The sequence below is a fragment of the Companilactobacillus furfuricola genome (genome assembly GCF_003946325.1).
Taxonomy (GTDB): domain Bacteria; phylum Bacillota; class Bacilli; order Lactobacillales; family Lactobacillaceae; genus Companilactobacillus; species Companilactobacillus furfuricola.
In genome coordinates, this window is sequence record NZ_RHNT01000015.1 from 29,892 (window position 1) to 46,025 (window position 16,134).

Below are 16,134 nucleotides of genomic sequence, written 5' to 3' on the forward strand. Positions count from 1 at the left end.
ATTAAATTTTAACATAAAAAAACTCCTAACCGATTAGATTAGGAGGTTAATATTCATAACAAAAGGCACATGTTGCAACTTACTTAGTGCTGCTTTCTTCCGAACCTGACACGATTCGTAAGAGCACCATTGCCCTAAGGCCTTTCGGCAATAACTATATTACTATAAAATCATCATTTATGCTACTTTTTACGACGAATTTCTCGAAAGAAATTTTGTAACATGGCTGCCGATTCATCCGCTAGCACCCCGCCTAAAAAGTCAGGATGATGATTGTATCTTTTCTCTTCAAATAAGTTGTTGATCGAGCCGACCGAGCCCGCTTTGGGATCAAATGCCCCAAAAACGACTTCTTCGATCCGGCTATTGATGATAGCCCCCGCACACATTGGACAAGGTTCCAAAGTCACGAACAAACTACTATGCTCTAGTCGCCAGCTGCCGACTTTGGCACAAGCTTTTTGAATAGCAATGATCTCAGCATGTTTGATAGCGTCTTGTGTTTGTTCACGCTCGTTATAGCCAACAGACAAGATCTCTGAAGTCGTGTTATCAACGATGATACAACCGATAGGTACTTCACCGTGCATTTGGGCAAGCTGTGCTTGATCGAGTGCCATTTCCATAAAACTCTTGTTGATAGAATCTGAATAGTGCATATTTATCCTTCCGCTATTTCAGCTAGCTTATCGCTTAATTTTCCAGGTAGTTTAACTTCTGAAATTTTCTCTGTCGTCTTTTCAAAAATTTTGAATAAGATGCGAACTTGAAAATTCGATAAATTGTCGACAATTTCCAAGGCTTTCTTGTTGTTACCTAAATAGTGTTTAACGTATTTACGCAACTTCTTACGTTTCTTATTTACTTTGACTTTGCGAACAGTCTTAAAAGCCAACAAGCCAACGACAGCCAAACCTCCTGTAGCAACTGCTAAACCAATTCCGAGCAAAAGCTTCTTATCCATAATACTGCCCCCTGTTAGATCAATTTACTCTTAAGTATATAATACCCCTTATCACGGGTGACGACTTCAACATTACCATAGGTTTCCTTCATCAACTTCTTAGCTGAAGGAGCGCCTTGTTTCTTCTGGATCACGATCCAAACTTCTCCGCTAGGTAGTAAATACTTTGAAGCCTCAGAAATTATACCAGATACTACTTCTTTACCGGCACGGATCGGTGGATTGGAAACAATCAGAGCAAATTTAGCGTCGACTTGTTCATACATGTTGGATTCAAAGATCTTAACATTGTCGATCTGATTAGTTTGGGCATTTTTCTTAGCAAGATCTAAAGCTCTTAAATTAACATCTGTCATCGTAACTTGACGACTAGCTTGATCCTTTGCTAAAGAAAGTCCGATGGGGCCGTAACCACAGCCAACATCTAAAATATCGCCATTGGGAACGTTGGAAAAATCAATTGCTTCGATCAAGACGCGTGATCCAAAATCGATCGTTTGTCGAGAAAAAACACCGCTGTCCGAGGTGAATTTTAAATTGTGACTACGCAATGTAAAGTCGAAAGTCTTTAATTCATGTTCAAGATCGCTAGAATTCTCAAAATATTGATTAGCCATTAGTTTCTCCTAAGTAATTTTGGGTAAAAAAAAATCCTCTTTCGAGGATTAATTTTAACATAAATGAATTACTTCAATGTAACTGTTGCGCCAACAGCTTCAAGTTTTTCTTTCATTTCGTCAGCGTCAGCCTTAGCAACGCCTTCTTTGATAACCTTAGGTGCGCCATCAACTAAGTCTTTTGAGTCTTTCAAGCCAAGTCCTGTGATACCACGAACTTCCTTGATAACCTTAACTTTTTCTTGTCCTGCTTCTGTCAACTCAACGTCAAATGAGTCTTTTTCAGCACCGGCGTCTCCACCAGCAGCACCTGCAGCAGCAACTGGTGCAGCAGCAGTAACGTCAAATTCGTCTTCGATAGCCTTAACTAAGTCGTTTAGTTCAAGGATTGATGCATCTTTTAATTGGTCAATAATTGCTTGTGTATCTAAAGCCATTTTAAAATCCTCCAAATTTAATTGTTTTATTTAATGTTATTTTGTAAATTAAGCAGCTGGTTCGTCGTCTTTCTTGTCGGCAATAGCCTTTACAGTCATTGCGAAGTCGCGAACTGGAGCTTGTAATACAGATACCAACATTGAGAGTAAACCGTCTCTTGATGGTAATGTTGCAAGACTTTGAATTTCTTCAAGTGTAGCAACTTTGCCTTCGATCATTCCACCCTTGATTTCAACGGCTTCAACATCTTTAGCATATTTAGCAGCAACTTTAGCTGGGGCAACTGGATCTTCTTCAGAGAAGGCAATTGCTGTAGGACCTACGAACAAGTCTTCGATTCCTTCGATACCAGCAGCATCAGCAGCACGTCTCAAGATTGTATTCTTGACAACTTTCATTGATGCACCTTGCTCACGTAATTCAGCACGCATGTTAGTAGCTTCTTCAACAGTTAAACCTAAGTAGTCAACTACGACAACTGATTTAGCGTCTTTTAAGTTCTTAACAACGGCATCAACTTCTGCTTGTTTCTTGTCTAAAACTTCTTGTTTCATCTTTACGTTTCACCTCCATAATTATTTTAGTTATCTCTACACGGCTTAAAAATAATAAAATCTCTGCACCCGAAAGAGCGCAGAGATTATTTAACAATCTTCTGGCCTCGGCAGGATATTAAGACTTTCATCACCTGAGTCTTCGGTAGAAATCAACTATTGTAATTTATCATCATTTTGGTAATTAGTCAATAAGATTATGCGTTAATCTTAAGACCAGGGCCAAATGTTGAAGTCATATTAACACTTGTAACATATGCACCCTTCAATGATGCTGGACGAGCCTTCAAAATAGCATCGTACAATGCATCAAAGTTTTCTGCGATCTTAGCAGCATCAAATGAAGCCTTACCAATTGGTGCGTGAATCAATCCGTTAGGATCAACACGGTAGGCAACTTGTCCAGCTTTGATGTCGTTAACAGCCTTTTCAACGTCCATTGTAACTGTACCAGTCTTAGGGTTAGGCATTAAGCCTTTAGGTCCAAGTACACGACCTAAACGTCCAACCTTAGCCATCATTGGTGGTGTAGCAACAGCAACATCAAAGTCTAACCAACCATCTTGAATCTTTTCAACGAGGTCGTCAGAACCAACAACGTCAGCACCAGCAGCTTCAGCAGCTTTAGCTTGGTCACCTTCAGCGAAGACGATAACCTTTGAAGTCTTACCTGTACCGTTTGGTAGCACAATTGCGCCACGAATTTGTTGGTCAGCTTGTTTAGGATCTACATCCAAGTTAATAGCAACTTCGATTGTTGAGTCGAATTTTGCGTAATCAATTTTCTTAAGTAATTCAGCAGCTTCTTCAGCAGAGTAAGTCTTTGACTTATCTAAGCCTTTGACTGCGTCCATATATTTTTTTCCATGCTTAGCCATGCTAAGTTCCTCCTTGCTTTGTGGTCCATTGGAGATTTAGATTTTCTCCTCCCACTTGTTAAGAATGTTTTCACACTCCTGTAAACTGTTAAAAAGTTAAGACTAGTCTTTAACTTCGAAGCCCATACTTCTTGCAGTACCAGCAACCATACGCATTGCAGCTTCAACACTGGCAGCGTTTAGGTCTTTCATCTTGGTTTCAGCAATTTCGCGAACTTGATCTGATGTAACTGTAGCAACCTTGTTTGTGTTAGGTTCGCCAGAGCCACTATCAACGCCAGCAGCTTTCTTCAAAAGAACAGCTGCAGGTGGTGTCTTAGTAACGAAATCGAATGAACGATCTTCATAAACTGAGATAACAACTGGAATGATCATTCCATGTTGATCTTGTGTACGTGCATTAAAATCTTTAGTAAATGCAACGATATTGATACCAGCTTGACCTAAAGCTGGACCAACTGGTGGAGCTGGAGTAGCTTGACCAGCAGGTATTTGTAATTTAACGATATTTGCAACTTTTTTAGCCACGAAAAATTACCTCCTCTTCCGTGATGTGGTCTTGATGAGAATGTATATTTTCTCTCCCACAGTATGTGAAACATACCGTAATAGTGTAGCATGCTAAAACTACGATATCAATAAGAAATATTATTGTTTGTCAACATCGTCAAAATTGACTTCGGCGTTCGTGTCACGTCCGAACATGTTAACTTGCACTTTCAATTTCATGTGTTCAGCATCAACTTCTGTGACCTTACCGCTCATTTGTGCGAAGGCACCGTCAACGATAGTAACTGTTTCGCCAACTTCAAAGTCAGTATCATGATCACGAGCAGAAACGCCCATGTCATGTAGGATGTGATCGATTTCTTCTGGTAGCAATGGTGCAGGCTTTGAACCTGAACCGTGGCTTCCAACGAATCCAGTAACACCTGGTGTATTACGTACCACGAACCAAGATTCATCAGACATAACCATTTCTACTAAAACGTAACCAGGGAAAGTCTTCTTCATTTCCGTCTTTTGTTTACCGTTCTTTGTTTCTGTTTCTTCGTCTTCAGGAACCACAGCACGGAAGATGTAGTCTTCCATACCCATTGATTGTGCACGAGATTCTAGATTCTCTTTAACTTTGTTCTCGTATCCAGAATAAGTGTGCAATACGTACCATTGTTTTTCGCCAGCTTCAGCCATAATTTCCTCCAAAAAATTTCAAAATAAAAAACCTCGAACTACGTCCGAGATTTCTGATTGGTATTAGAATACCAGATTTTGTGTTAATTTTCAATTATGATCCCATAATGAGCTTTTGCAAGATCAAGATGAGGACCCAGTCAACAATTGCGAAGAAGACAGCGTACATTAGAGATGTCATGATAACAGTCCAAGTATCTCTCCTGTTTTCTTTAAATGTTGGCCAAACAACCAATTTCATTTCTTTTTTAACACTGCCTAAAAATCTAAAAAATCTCATGTGACCCTCCAAAATTAACGTGTTTCTTTATGTAATGTGTGCTTACCGCAATGCTTACAAAACTTCTTAACTTCAAGCCGTTCTGTCCGGTTTGGGTTCTCACTGATCGTGTAATTACGTGAGCCGCAAACGCTACATGCTAAAGCTACTTTTCTTAGTCCCATATGTTTCACCATAACCTTCGTGCAAACTTTGCACAATTTAGCAGTTATCATTGTACCGTTGTTACATTGAAAAGTCCATTACTAAATACAATTAATCTTTGGAACTATCTTCAGTTTCAACTTTTTCTTCTTTATTCAAATTATTCATGATCTTAGCTTTACATCTACTAGCAGCACGAACCATTTGTTCTTCAGTAACATTATGTAAATCGCAAGCTTGCTTCATTGTTACATCACCTAGGACAACTAAAAAGGCTGCTAATTCTAAATCACTCAACCCTTCGACTAACTTCTCGATCTCCATGAGTAAATCCAAAGATCTTGGAGCTGGTTCGTGTAAATAATTCAGTACTGACTCTCCATTTGCCAATAATTCTTCAAATGAACTAGCCTCTGCATTAATTTGTCGTTTGGCCGTTTGTTGTGCTCTAATCAAAGAAATAACGTGATGATTAAAGCGCATCTTAAAGAAATTTGCAAATCGGGAACCAAATCTGCCATCAAATGAACAGCAAGTTTCGTAACACACAATATATGACTCCTGGTACCAGTCACTTTGATCGTAACCATTCAGCCAGTACATCTTATACATATTATCAATCATTGGCTGATATTTTTTGATCAGTTGATAAAGTGCATTCGAATCTTTTTGATCTCTAACTAGAATAATTAGTTCATCTTCTCTAAATGCGTTACTCATAATATAAATGCTGGTTGTGTTCGTATTTATAATGTACATGAGTAAAATAGTGAAAAAAAGCGAACATAAGTTTACAAAAAAACAGTTAGTCTTTTCAACCAACTGTTAATTTTTCACTATAAATTATTCATTTCTCGAAGCATAAGCTTGATAAAGCAAAACACCGGTAGCAACTGAGGCGTTTAGACTTTGCACGTGTCCGACCATCGGAATGCTGAGTGTTTCATCAACTTGTTTTTGAACTAGTGGTGAGACACCTTTTCCTTCATTACCAATGACTAAGGCAATGGCACCTTTAGCATTCCATTGGCGATAGTTGTGACCTTCCATGGCGGTTCCAAAGACCCAGACGTTCTTCTTCTTGAGGTCTTTGATCGTGTTGACCAAATTAGTCACCCGCACAACTGGCACGTGTTCGATGGCACCAGTTGAAGTTTTAGCTACTGTCGAAGTTAGACCTGTTGAACGGTGCTTTGGAATAATGATCCCGTCGACACCGACAGCGTCAGCTGTCCGCATGATCGAACCTAGATTGTGAGGGTCTTCGATCTTATCGAGGATCAAGATGAAAGGATCAGTCCCCTTCTTTTCAGCACTCTTAAAAATATCATCTAATTGGGCGTATTGATAAGTAGCGATGTAAGCAGCCATCCCCTGATGGGTGCCGTTGTCAGTGATCTGATCTAGTTTGTTCTTTGGTACTTCTTGAACGATCAAGCGGTCTCGTTTAGCTAGTTTGATAGCTTCACCGATGTGTTCGCTCTTTAAGTCTTTTTGAACTAAGACTTTATTGACACGTTCCTTAGCAGTAGGTGATTTGAGCAATTCTACGACAGCGTGCGTGCCAAAGACTAGTTCACTATCATCGACTTTGTTGTGAGAATTATTTTGCATTCGTTTCACCTGCTTCTACCTTTTTGATACACCAGTCGATCAATTCGACTAGGCGTTCTTTGTTCTTTGTGAGGTCTAAATAGCCCATTAAAGCTTCAAATCCGGTCGACATGTGATAAGTCACCACGTCGGTGTTTTTCGCCTTAGTATATTTCTTGGCATTGCGACCATTTTTGTAGATCCGGAGCTCTTCGTCAGATAGGACGTTTTCTTCGATCATCAAGTTGATCAAAGCTGCCTGAGCTTTAGCAGAGACGAATTGTTTCGACATCTTTTGCAGTTCGTTGACTTTGGTCGTTCCGGTCTCTAAGACGTGTTCACGAATGTATACTTCATAAACGGCATCGCCTAAGTATGCTAGTGTCACGCCATTTAATTGTTCTAGTTTAATCATCTAAATGCCACCGTGTTCCTTGTGGTGTGTCCTCAAGGATCACACCCATTTCCTTTAGTTGATCACGCAATTTATCACTAGTTGCGAAATCTTTATTAGCGCGAGCTTCGTCACGTTGATCGACTAGTGTTTGAATATCGTCTGATAATTCGCCCTTTTGGTCGAACTTCACACCGAGGATACCGGCTAATTGTGTGAGAGTATCCAAGATCAGCTTCACATCGTCAGAATTGACTTGCTCTTGACTATTGTAGTTGTTAGCTAGACTAACTAATTCAAAGATCGATGTCAAAGCATTTTGGACGTTGAAATCGTCATCCATCGCCGTCTTGTAGTCGGCAACGATATTATCGATCTCAGACTTAATTGCTGAGTCGCTTGGACCGTCAGCGTTTTTCGTTCTAAATTCCAAGTTACTGTAAGCTGTCTTGATCTTCTCCAAGTTGTCAGCTGCTTTTTGGAGATTTGACTTCGAGTATTCCAGTGGTCGACGATAGTGCGTTGATGATAAAAAGAAGCGGATCACTTGGGGGTCAGTTGTTTTGACTAAGTCGTGGACTGTAACGAAGTTACCGAGTGACTTGCTCATCTTCTCATTGTTTTCGACAGTTACGAAACCATTGTGCATCCAGTAATTGACGAATTTCTCACCAGTCTCAGCTTCTGATTGAGCGATCTCATTTTCGTGATGTGGAAATTCAAGATCTTGACCGCCACCGTGGATGTCGAAGTTGTTGCCTAAATACTTGGTCGACATGACGGAACATTCGATATGCCAGCCGGGACGGCCTTCTCCCCAAGGAGAATCCCATTTGATCTCGCCTGGTTTAGCTTTTTTCCAGAGGGCAAAGTCGATTGGGTCTTGCTTCTTCTTGAACTCTTCTTCGCCAACGTGTTCACTGGCACCTTCAACTAATTGGTCGATATCCATTTTAGAAAGTTGACCATAATTCTTGAATTTGCGAGCCCGGTAGAAGACATCCCCTTGTGATTCGTAGGCATAGCCTTTGTCGATCAAGACTTTGATGAAGTTGATTATCTCGGGGATATTATCTGTTGCCCGCGGATTGACAGTAGCTTTTTGAACGTTCAATTGACCCACGTCTTCAAAAAAAGCTTTGATAAACTTATTTGCCACTTCTGGGACTGTGATGTTCTCTCGGGCAGCTTCTTTGATCATCTTGTCGTCAACGTCTGTGAAGTTGGAAACGAATTTAACGTCGTAACCAATATATTCTAAATATCGTCTAACCGTATCAAAAGCAACGATCGAGCGACCATTTCCGATGTGAATATAATTATAAACTGTTGGTCCACAGACATACATATTCACGTGACCGGGTTCGATCGGTTTAAATTCTTCTTTTTGTCGTGTGTACGTATTAAATATTTTCAGCATCTATATCACCTATATAAAAAGAGGTTGAGGCAAAACAATGTTTTCCTTCAACCTCTTGTTTTGTACCTTCCGGTACTTATTTCATTTGATCTAATGTCTTATCAATATTCTTAAGTGCTGCATCGCGACCGAATAACTCGATAGCTTCAGCAATAGCTGGACCATGCATCGTACGTGTTGTAGCGATTCTGGCAGGCATATAAAGTTTTCTACCTTTAACGCCAGTATCAGCACGAACGCCTTGAATAGCAGCCATGATCTGTGAAGCTGTGAAACGATCTAGTTTCTCAAGCTTGCCACGAAGGTCTTCGATAGCAGTTCTGGCATCGTCATCAGCTAATTCCTTTTGCTCATCGTCAGTCAAAACTTCTGGTTGATCGAAGAAGATATCAGCTAGATCAACGATTTGTTGCGTATAACTCATTTGTGGCATGTAAAGTTCTGTTAAATGTCTGACCCATTGGATCGTGTTTGTATCTGGGTTTGCGGGGATCTTCTTAGCAACGATCAAATTTTCGATCACTAAGTCGGAGATCTCACTAACGTCAGCGTTCTTGACGTATTGGTTGTTGACCCATTCGAGTTTCTTTTGGTCGAATTTAGCAGGTGATTTACTCAAACGATTCTCATCAAAGATCTTGATGAATTGTTTACGGTTGAATAATTCATCTTCACCGACTGGTGACCAGCCTAGTAATGTAATGAAGTTGAACATTGCTTCAGGAAGATAGCCTAATTCACGATATTGTTCGATGAATTGGAGCACTGATTCATCACGCTTACTTAACTTCTTACCAGTTTCTGTATTGATGATCAATGTCATATGACCGAATTTTGGTGCTTCCCAACCTAAGGCATCATAGATCATGATCTGCTTAGGTGTATTAGCAACGTGATCATCACCACGTAAGACATGACTGATCTTCATCAAATGGTCGTCAACAACTACGGCAAAGTTGTAAGTTGGCATACCGTCACGTTTTTGGATGACCCAGTCGCCACCTAATGTATCTGATTCAATGGAAACTTTACCTTTAACGATATCATCCCAAACGTAGTCCTTGCCAACTGGGACATGGATACGGACAACGGGAGTAATTCCAGCGTCTTTAGCGGCTTGGATCTTTTGATCCTTTTCTTCTTCGCTCATTCCAGCAAATTCATATTCGTAATGTGGCATTTCACCACGTGCTTCTTGATCTTCACGCATCTTAGTCAATTCATCTTCTGAAAGATATGATTCATAAGCTAAGCCTTTGTCGAGAAGTTCTTTAATATATTTTTGATAAATATCTTTCCGTTCTGATTGACGATATGGACCAAAGTCACCACCGACATCTGGACCTTCATCCCAGTCAACGCCTAACCATTTAAGGTTTTCTAGTTGACTCTTTTCGCCGCCTTCAACGTTTCTCTTCGTATCAGTATCTTCGATACGAATGATGAATTTTCCTTTGTGATGACGTGCGAATAAGTAATTAAAAATTGCTGTTCTCGCATTACCAATATGTAGATGTCCTGTAGGACTTGGAGCATATCTTACTCGAATATCATTATTTGCTTTGTTTGCCACTTTTACGTTCTCCCCTTTTTCTAGTTGACTTACTTGGTTTGTTATCCGCAGATTTCTTTGGATTCTTGGCCGAAATACCATTGAATGAGTGTTTTGGCTTGGTGAAGATCATCTTACCGGCATCAGTTTGTAATGCACTAGTTACAACGACCTCCAATGATTTATTGATGAAGTATTTTCCTTCTTCAACAACAACCATCGTACCGTCTTCAAGGTAAGCAACACCTTGCTCGCGTTCAGTACCTTCCTTTATAACTTTAACAGTCATTGTTTCTCCTGGCAAAACCATTGGTTTCAAAACTTTGGCTAGTTCATTAATATTGAGAACTTTGACGTTTTGAAATTCGCTCACCTTGTTTAAATTATAATCGTTTGTTAAGACCGCGCCACCAATTTCTTTGGCAAGTTTCAACAATTTGTTATCAACTTCTGGAATATTGTCATAATCTCGTGTTGTCGTTTCATAATTAATGGTTTGATCCATTTTGAGCTGATTCAAAATATCTAGACCGCGTCGACCACGCTCTCGTTTTTGATTATCAGAAGAGTCAGATATCAGCTGCAATTCATGCACGACAAAGTCAGGGATCATCAATTTCCCTTCCAAAAAGCCAGTCTGAGCTAGTTGATGGACACGCCCATCAATGATGACCGATGTGTCCAAGATCTTATACGGATAAAAATCTTTTTCAGTCGCCCTTTCAATGATATCACCATCACTAGCCAATTTATCGTTTGATTTTCTCTTTGAGTTAGTAAAACCCTTTAAATCGTTCCTGCGAGTCGTTCCGATCCGAAATCCTAAGAAACCAAAGATGATCATTAGGATCAACGGAATGATGATATTAAAGGTCGTCGACCGCATCATATAAAATGGGATCGAGATAATATTAGCTAGGATCAAGCCACCGATCAAAAACAGCGCTCCGTAAATGATCCAGCTTGGAGACCTGGAACCTAAGTCCTTTTCAATTCGTTCGTTTAAGCGAGTCAAGGGTTCGACGAAAGGAAATGAGAAAAAATAAAAAATAATGCCGCCAGTAAGTCCGTCGACATACCCATTATTGACCCAACGAATATCATATACACCAGTCACTCGCCACAATGATGGCAAAACTGTCACGCCGACAGCAATACCGATCAAGGCAAAGATGACATTTACTATAATTTTTCGCATCTAAAACCTCCTATATTAAAAAGTTTTACTCATCGCTTCAGCTACGGTGCTGACACCGATGACTTGGATCTGTTGATCTTTGACCCAATCGCCGAGATTGTTCTTGGGAATGAATATCCGTTTGAAGCCAAGCTTTTCAGCTTCGTTGACTCGCTGATCGATCCGATTGACCCGTCTGATCTCCCCAGTCAAACCGACTTCTCCAACAAAACAATCAGTGGCAGAGATCCCCAAATTCTTGTAACTTGAAGCGATCGACATCGCCAATGCTAGATCAATGGCTGGTTCATCAAGTTTGACGCCACCAGTTGACTTCAAATACGCATCTTGGTTTTGGAGCATCAAATTACCCCGCTTCTCCAAAACTGCCATGATGACTGAGACCCGATTGTGATCCAGACCTGTTGCCGTTCGTTTGGCATTTCCAAAGATCGTCGGCGTGATCAGCGATTGGATCTCGACTAAGATGGGACGTGTCCCCTCCATAGAGACGACAACGGCTGAACCATTAGTATCTTTGAGCCGCTCCTCCAAAAAGATCTCAGAAGGGTTTTCCACTTCGGAAAGTCCTTGCGTCTGCATTTCAAAAATACCGATCTCATTAGTCGAACCGAAACGATTCTTGACCGAGCGCAAGATCCGATAACTGTGATGAGTATCCCCTTCAAAATATAGCACTGTATCTACCATGTGTTCCAGTATCTTTGGACCAGCGATAGCTCCACCTTTGGTCACGTGACCAACGACGAAGACAGTGATATTTTGTTGTTTAGCGATATTCATCAATTCTGCGGTCACTTCTCTGATCTGCGAAACGCTACCGACAGCTGAGCCGATCTCAGGTTCGTCCATCGTTTGCACCGAATCGATGATCAAATAATCGGGTTTTAGTTCATCGATCGTTTGGCGAATATAACTCATGTCAGTCTGAGGGTAGACGTATAAGTCGTCCCCATTGATCCCTAATCGATCGGCTCGCATCTTGATCTGCGAAGCACTCTCTTCACCAGAAACGTATAAAACTTTGCCCGAATTCTTCTGCAGTTGACCAGAAACTTGGAGCAAGAGCGTTGATTTCCCGATACCGGGATCTCCACCGATCAAAATGAGTGACCCTGGTACGATCCCGCCGCCTAGGACCCGATTCAATTCAGACAAGTCCGTCTTGATCCGCGGTTCCTTTTCAAACGAAACGCTGTTGATCTTCTGCGGTTTGATCTCGAGATCACTCGTCCGACGGCTCGGAGTCGACTTAACTGCTTCAGTGTGTTCAACTTCTTCGACCATTTGATTCCAAGAACCACAGTTAGGACACCTTCCTAAATACTTCGGTGAAACATAACCACAGCTTTGGCAGACGAATTTGCTTTTAGATTTTGCCAATCGATCGTTTCCTTCTTTCTTATTTAATACCTGATGATCCAAAGCCACCTTCACGTTGCTTTAGACCACCTTGATCGTCGTCAGTTGTCAGATATTTGGTAAAAATACCTTGAGCTAAACGATCGCCTTTTTTAATGTGATAATCTTTTGGGAAAAAGTTGATCAGTTGAATGAACAATTCTCCCTCATTACCACTGTTGTTGTAGTAATCTGCATCGACGACGCCGATTCCATTTGGGATCGAAAGTCCTCGTTTGAGCGGATTGCTCGAGCGACTTGCGACGATCAAGACTTCATCATCTTGCATATAGGCTTTAACACCTGTTGGTACTAAAACTGGCTTGATAGCATTTTGAATCTCATCAAGTTTGGTGTCATCCATTTTACCCTTATTTAGGAGAAATTTGATAGCATTTACTACTCCAAATTTCCACATTGAAGGAACGACAAAATCAACCGCACTTTCAATGTCATAGCCAGCTGCTTTTTTAGTTTGGCGTTTTGGTAAATTGATCCCTTGACCACGATATTTTTCTACGATTTCAAACCCACGTTGTTTTGACAATATTACATTCTCCTTTTTCAGTCTCAGTCACTTAAAATGATATCATTTAAACATGGTCAATACACTGACTTTCCCGACTTATTAAGGTAAGATTAAAGTAAATGTGTGAATTGAAGGGGGCTTTTTATGGAAATAAGACATAGCGAGAATCGTTTTTACATTTTTGAGCCAGATACCGGCAAAGAAATTGGCGAAATAACTTACTCAACTGTCAAAGATGGCGTCATCGCTATCGACCACACACGTGTCGATGATACTTATCAAGGACACGGACTTGCGGGTAAGTTATTGAACTCATTACTAGACTATGCCGACTTGAAGAGTCTCAAGGTCGTACCCGTTTGCGAATATGCTAAAGCAGCATTCAAGAAGCGACCTGAGATCAGATTTTTATTAGCCGACAACTACCAACAACTATTGAAGGATTTAGAGGAGGAAGAATAGTGAATCAAGACGAACTTAAAAAAGCCGTAGGTGTTAGATCAGTAGATTTTATCGAAAGTAATTCGATCGTAGGACTAGGAACAGGATCGACAGTTTACTACATGATCGAGGAACTTGGTCGCAGATACCAAGCTGGTGAGATCAAAAATATCGTTGGTGTTTCCACATCATCACGTTCACAAAAACAAGCTGAAAATCTTGGCATTCCGATGAAGGACTTAAATGAAGTCGATCATATCGATCTAACGATCGACGGTGCCGATCAAATCGATAAGAATTTCCAAGGTATCAAAGGTGGCGGTGCTGCTCACTTGTTAGAGAAAATGGTTGCAACTAACTCTCATCGTAATCTTTGGATCGTCGATCAATCGAAGATGGCTGACGAATTGGGTAGTTTCCCCTTACCGATCGAAGTTATTCCCTTCGGCTGCCAAAAGACTTTTGACGATTTAGCTAAAGAAAATCTCAAACCAGAATTCCGTCTCGATGAAAACGGCGACCGCGTTTTGACACACAACAAAAATTACGTTATTGACTTAAAAAATGGTCACATCGCCCACCCTCACCTACTAGCTGATTGGTTAGATCATCAAGTTGGAATTGTTGCACATGGACTATTTCTTGATATAGTGAATACTGTAATCGTTGGCTATGATGACGGTCCAAAAGTCATCGACAACATTAGATAATTTAAAGGGAGAGTAATACATGACTAAGGAAATCACATCAAAAGAACTATCAGATTTTCAAAAAGCATTTGAAGACACTCCAGGTTCATCTGCCATTAAGAATGCTGTCGCAAATAATGGTATTTATAAATCTAGTGAAACACTTGCTTCACAAATCGCAATGGATCCTACCTTCTCAGTCGAGATCGATACTGGTTCGGTTGCCGACCAAAAGCAATCCGGCTTGTGCTGGGTCTTTGCTGCTTTAAACACTATGAGACATCCTATCCAAACAGATTTCAAGATCAAAGGTTTTGAACTATCTGAAGGCTACATGGAATTTTGGGACAAGTTAGAAAAGTCGAATTTCTTCTACGAAAATGTCATTAATACGGCAGCTTTGCCAATTGGTGATCGCAAAGTCGACTTCTTGATGACAACACCTCAACAAGACGGTGGTCAATGGGACATGGTCATGGCTTTGGTTCAAAAATACGGCGTCGTTCCTAAGAGCGTGATGCCAGATACAGCCAGCCGGACCAATTCTCGTGAATTGAATGCTGTACTCAATACTAAATTACGCAAAAATGCCGTAACTTTACGTAAGTTAGTTAATGACGGTGAATCAGAGACTGATATTCAAAGACAAAAGGACGAAATGTTAGCTGAGATCTACAAGATCTTAGTTTATACGATTGGCGAACCACCTGCTAAATTTGATTGGGCTTATCGTGATGACGATAAGAAGTATCACAAGGAAACTGATATCACACCAGTCGAATTTTTCAACAAGTACGTTGGTTGGGATATCGACAACTACATTTCAACTATTAATGCACCTACTGAGGACAAGCCATACAATCACGTTTATACTGTTGAGCTTTTAGGAAATGTTGTTGGTGGCCGTCAAGTTCGTCATTTGAACTTGGAGCTGCAAAACTTTAAAGACTTGGCCGTTAAGCAATTGCAATCTGGTGAAGTGGTTTGGTTCGGAAGCGATGTTGTGCAAAGCTCCGACCGTAAGCTTGGTATTATGGATACTAAGATCTATGATCTTGCTGGATTGTTTGATACTGATTTCAGCATGACTAAGGCTGAACGTCTTGATTACGTTGAGAGTATGATGGATCACGCTATGGTTATTACTGGTGTTGACTTGGACGAGAATGGTAAGCCTACTAAGTGGAAGGTTGAAAATTCTTGGGGTGAAAAAGTCGGTACTAAGGGTTATTTTGTTATGAGTGACGATTGGTTTAATGAGTTTGTTTATCAGTTGGTTATTAACAAGGATCTTTTGAGTGATGACTTGAAAGCTACATTTGATAAAGAGACTAAAGATCCTAAGGTTCTTGCTCCTTGGGATCCTATGGGTGCTTTAGCATAGGGTTTTATTGAAAAGTCGGTTTTTATACCGGCTTTTTTTGATATATAGATGTAAGAGAGCTATGGCAGACAGAGGCGTTTTTCTTTGTTGGAGGTCTGTTAGTTTGTTTGGTTAGGTTGAGGTAGTAGTTTGGTTGCACGTTCAATGCCGACTCCGGGGCCCGGGGATACAGCCGCAGAACGCTGCCGACATCGATTTGAGCTCCTCGAAGAAGTACGCTTCGACGATCTCAAATACGAGTCTTATTCTAAGCGGTAAAACCGCTAAGAATAATTTGGGTGCGCTCGGCATGGGCGTTAGCTAGGTGATGAAAGTTCACTGTAAGCCGTAGTAGTCGGAATCACGAGTTGAGGACAAGGGTGTCCACCGCGAGGTGGAATCTGAAGAAAGTCTAAAGCAAAGTACTGAGCTGATGTACAAGAATCGACTAATAGGCCGGAAATGCAGGATAAGTTTGCCCAACA

At 40.7% G+C, this 16,134-nt stretch carries 22 protein-coding genes, 1 other RNA gene and 1 other annotated feature; of the genes, 4 read left to right on the plus strand and 19 right to left on the minus strand.

The window, feature by feature from the left end:
* Positions 1-56 precede the first annotated feature (56 nt).
* The 19 genes from ffs to EKM78_RS06130 all read right to left on the minus strand — a co-directional run bounded on the left by ffs (position 57) and on the right by EKM78_RS06130 (position 13,174).
* Positions 57-139, minus strand: an RNA gene (gene ffs / locus EKM78_RS06040) — signal recognition particle sRNA small type.
* A 43-nt stretch (positions 140-182) separates the two neighbouring features.
* On the minus strand, positions 183-659 hold the full coding sequence (locus tag EKM78_RS06045; protein WP_125770391.1) for a nucleoside deaminase: 477 nt from the start codon (positions 657-659) through the stop codon (positions 183-185).
* Positions 660-661: 2 nt separating this feature from the next.
* Positions 662-964: a hypothetical protein gene (locus EKM78_RS06050; RefSeq protein WP_125770393.1), complete on the minus strand. Its 303-nt coding sequence runs from the start codon at positions 962-964 to the stop codon at positions 662-664.
* Between the two features lie 14 nt (positions 965-978).
* On the minus strand, positions 979-1,581 hold the full coding sequence (locus tag EKM78_RS06055) for a class I SAM-dependent methyltransferase (RefSeq protein WP_125770395.1): 603 nt from the start codon (positions 1,579-1,581) through the stop codon (positions 979-981).
* Positions 1,582-1,649: 68 nt separating this feature from the next.
* Positions 1,650-2,018 carry a 50S ribosomal protein L7/L12 gene (gene rplL / locus EKM78_RS06060; RefSeq protein ID WP_125770397.1) on the minus strand — a complete coding sequence of 123 codons (369 nt, stop codon included), beginning with the start codon at positions 2,016-2,018 and terminating at the stop codon, positions 1,650-1,652.
* A 48-nt stretch (positions 2,019-2,066) separates the two neighbouring features.
* Positions 2,067-2,573 (minus strand): 50S ribosomal protein L10, encoded by a 507-nt coding sequence (gene rplJ, locus EKM78_RS06065; RefSeq protein WP_125770399.1) that lies wholly within the window; start codon positions 2,571-2,573, stop codon positions 2,067-2,069.
* A gap of 45 nt (positions 2,574-2,618) precedes the next feature.
* Positions 2,619-2,737, minus strand: a sequence feature (ribosomal protein L10 leader region).
* A 33-nt stretch (positions 2,738-2,770) separates the two neighbouring features.
* Positions 2,771-3,451, minus strand: a complete 681-nt coding sequence (gene rplA / locus EKM78_RS06070; RefSeq protein WP_125770401.1) for a 50S ribosomal protein L1 — start codon at positions 3,449-3,451, stop codon at positions 2,771-2,773.
* 102 nt (positions 3,452-3,553) lie between these two features.
* Positions 3,554-3,979, minus strand: coding sequence for a 50S ribosomal protein L11 (gene rplK, locus EKM78_RS06075; RefSeq protein WP_125770403.1), 426 nt, complete (start codon positions 3,977-3,979; stop codon positions 3,554-3,556).
* Positions 3,980-4,099: 120 nt separating this feature from the next.
* On the minus strand, positions 4,100-4,645 hold the full coding sequence (gene nusG, locus EKM78_RS06080) for a transcription termination/antitermination protein NusG (protein WP_125770405.1): 546 nt from the start codon (positions 4,643-4,645) through the stop codon (positions 4,100-4,102).
* Positions 4,646-4,739: 94 nt separating this feature from the next.
* On the minus strand, positions 4,740-4,925 hold the full coding sequence (secE, locus tag EKM78_RS06085) for a preprotein translocase subunit SecE (protein ID WP_125770407.1): 186 nt from the start codon (positions 4,923-4,925) through the stop codon (positions 4,740-4,742).
* Between the two features lie 14 nt (positions 4,926-4,939).
* Positions 4,940-5,089: a 50S ribosomal protein L33 gene (gene rpmG / locus EKM78_RS06090; RefSeq protein ID WP_076613567.1), complete on the minus strand. Its 150-nt coding sequence runs from the start codon at positions 5,087-5,089 to the stop codon at positions 4,940-4,942.
* A gap of 91 nt (positions 5,090-5,180) precedes the next feature.
* On the minus strand, positions 5,181-5,789 hold the full coding sequence (locus tag EKM78_RS06095; RefSeq protein ID WP_164507219.1) for a sigma-70 family RNA polymerase sigma factor: 609 nt from the start codon (positions 5,787-5,789) through the stop codon (positions 5,181-5,183).
* A gap of 123 nt (positions 5,790-5,912) precedes the next feature.
* On the minus strand, positions 5,913-6,683 hold the full coding sequence (gene rlmB / locus EKM78_RS06100) for a 23S rRNA (guanosine(2251)-2'-O)-methyltransferase RlmB (RefSeq protein ID WP_125770411.1): 771 nt from the start codon (positions 6,681-6,683) through the stop codon (positions 5,913-5,915).
* The gene (locus tag EKM78_RS06105; protein WP_125770413.1) at positions 6,673-7,077 is read right to left on the minus strand and encodes a Mini-ribonuclease 3; all 405 of its coding nucleotides are present in this window, start codon (positions 7,075-7,077) and stop codon (positions 6,673-6,675) included. Before EKM78_RS06105 ends, rlmB begins: the two co-directional genes overlap by 11 nt.
* Positions 7,070-8,476 carry a cysteine--tRNA ligase gene (cysS, locus tag EKM78_RS06110; RefSeq protein ID WP_125770415.1) on the minus strand — a complete coding sequence of 469 codons (1,407 nt, stop codon included), beginning with the start codon at positions 8,474-8,476 and terminating at the stop codon, positions 7,070-7,072. Before cysS ends, EKM78_RS06105 begins: the two co-directional genes overlap by 8 nt.
* A 76-nt stretch (positions 8,477-8,552) precedes the next feature.
* Positions 8,553-10,049, minus strand: coding sequence for a glutamate--tRNA ligase (gene gltX, locus EKM78_RS06115; RefSeq protein ID WP_125770417.1), 1,497 nt, complete (start codon positions 10,047-10,049; stop codon positions 8,553-8,555).
* Positions 10,030-11,226 carry a PIN/TRAM domain-containing protein gene (locus EKM78_RS06120; RefSeq protein WP_125770419.1) on the minus strand — a complete coding sequence of 399 codons (1,197 nt, stop codon included), beginning with the start codon at positions 11,224-11,226 and terminating at the stop codon, positions 10,030-10,032. Before EKM78_RS06120 ends, gltX begins: the two co-directional genes overlap by 20 nt.
* A 15-nt stretch (positions 11,227-11,241) precedes the next feature.
* The gene (gene radA / locus EKM78_RS06125) at positions 11,242-12,609 is read right to left on the minus strand and encodes a DNA repair protein RadA (protein ID WP_125770421.1); all 1,368 of its coding nucleotides are present in this window, start codon (positions 12,607-12,609) and stop codon (positions 11,242-11,244) included.
* Positions 12,610-12,628: 19 nt separating this feature from the next.
* Complete coding sequence (locus EKM78_RS06130; RefSeq protein WP_125770423.1) at positions 12,629-13,174, minus strand: dCTP deaminase/dUTPase family protein; 546 nt, start codon at positions 13,172-13,174, stop codon at positions 12,629-12,631.
* 126 nt (positions 13,175-13,300) lie between these two features.
* Between EKM78_RS06130 and EKM78_RS06135 the strand changes: the two genes are divergently transcribed.
* The 4 genes from EKM78_RS06135 (at position 13,301) to EKM78_RS13280 (ending at position 15,928) form a co-directional block, all read left to right on the plus strand.
* Positions 13,301-13,618, plus strand: a complete 318-nt coding sequence (locus EKM78_RS06135) for a GNAT family N-acetyltransferase (protein ID WP_125770425.1) — start codon at positions 13,301-13,303, stop codon at positions 13,616-13,618.
* The gene (gene rpiA, locus EKM78_RS06140; RefSeq protein WP_125770427.1) at positions 13,618-14,307 is read left to right on the plus strand and encodes a ribose-5-phosphate isomerase RpiA; all 690 of its coding nucleotides are present in this window, start codon (positions 13,618-13,620) and stop codon (positions 14,305-14,307) included. Before EKM78_RS06135 ends, rpiA begins: the two co-directional genes overlap by 1 nt.
* 19 nt (positions 14,308-14,326) lie before the next feature.
* A complete protein-coding gene (locus EKM78_RS06145) occupies positions 14,327-15,670 on the plus strand; it encodes a C1 family peptidase (RefSeq protein WP_125770429.1) in 1,344 nt (447 codons plus the stop codon).
* Between the two features lie 129 nt (positions 15,671-15,799).
* Positions 15,800-15,928 (plus strand): hypothetical protein, encoded by a 129-nt coding sequence (locus EKM78_RS13280; protein ID WP_281273599.1) that lies wholly within the window; start codon positions 15,800-15,802, stop codon positions 15,926-15,928.
* Positions 15,929-16,134 lie beyond the last annotated feature (206 nt).

Coding starts and splice junctions, on each gene's coding strand:
- rplL (WP_125770397.1), bottom strand. CDS start 2,018: ATGGCTTTAGATACACAAGCAATTATTGACCAATTAAAAGATGCATCA.
- rplA (WP_125770401.1), bottom strand. CDS start 3,451: ATGGCTAAGCATGGAAAAAAATATATGGACGCAGTCAAAGGCTTAGAT.
- EKM78_RS06145 (WP_125770429.1), top strand. CDS start 14,327: ATGACTAAGGAAATCACATCAAAAGAACTATCAGATTTTCAAAAAGCA.
- EKM78_RS06095 (WP_164507219.1), bottom strand. CDS start 5,789: ATGAGTAACGCATTTAGAGAAGATGAACTAATTATTCTAGTTAGAGAT.
- EKM78_RS06045 (WP_125770391.1), bottom strand. CDS start 659: ATGCACTATTCAGATTCTATCAACAAGAGTTTTATGGAAATGGCACTC.
- rplJ (WP_125770399.1), bottom strand. CDS start 2,573: ATGAAACAAGAAGTTTTAGACAAGAAACAAGCAGAAGTTGATGCCGTT.
- nusG (WP_125770405.1), bottom strand. CDS start 4,645: ATGGCTGAAGCTGGCGAAAAACAATGGTACGTATTGCACACTTATTCT.
- EKM78_RS06055 (WP_125770395.1), bottom strand. CDS start 1,581: ATGGCTAATCAATATTTTGAGAATTCTAGCGATCTTGAACATGAATTA.
- EKM78_RS06105 (WP_125770413.1), bottom strand. CDS start 7,077: ATGATTAAACTAGAACAATTAAATGGCGTGACACTAGCATACTTAGGC.
- EKM78_RS06050 (WP_125770393.1), bottom strand. CDS start 964: ATGGATAAGAAGCTTTTGCTCGGAATTGGTTTAGCAGTTGCTACAGGA.
- cysS (WP_125770415.1), bottom strand. CDS start 8,476: ATGCTGAAAATATTTAATACGTACACACGACAAAAAGAAGAATTTAAA.
- EKM78_RS06120 (WP_125770419.1), bottom strand. CDS start 11,226: ATGCGAAAAATTATAGTAAATGTCATCTTTGCCTTGATCGGTATTGCT.
- rlmB (WP_125770411.1), bottom strand. CDS start 6,683: ATGCAAAATAATTCTCACAACAAAGTCGATGATAGTGAACTAGTCTTT.
- rpmG (WP_076613567.1), bottom strand. CDS start 5,089: ATGGGACTAAGAAAAGTAGCTTTAGCATGTAGCGTTTGCGGCTCACGT.
- EKM78_RS06135 (WP_125770425.1), top strand. CDS start 13,301: ATGGAAATAAGACATAGCGAGAATCGTTTTTACATTTTTGAGCCAGAT.
- secE (WP_125770407.1), bottom strand. CDS start 4,925: ATGAGATTTTTTAGATTTTTAGGCAGTGTTAAAAAAGAAATGAAATTG.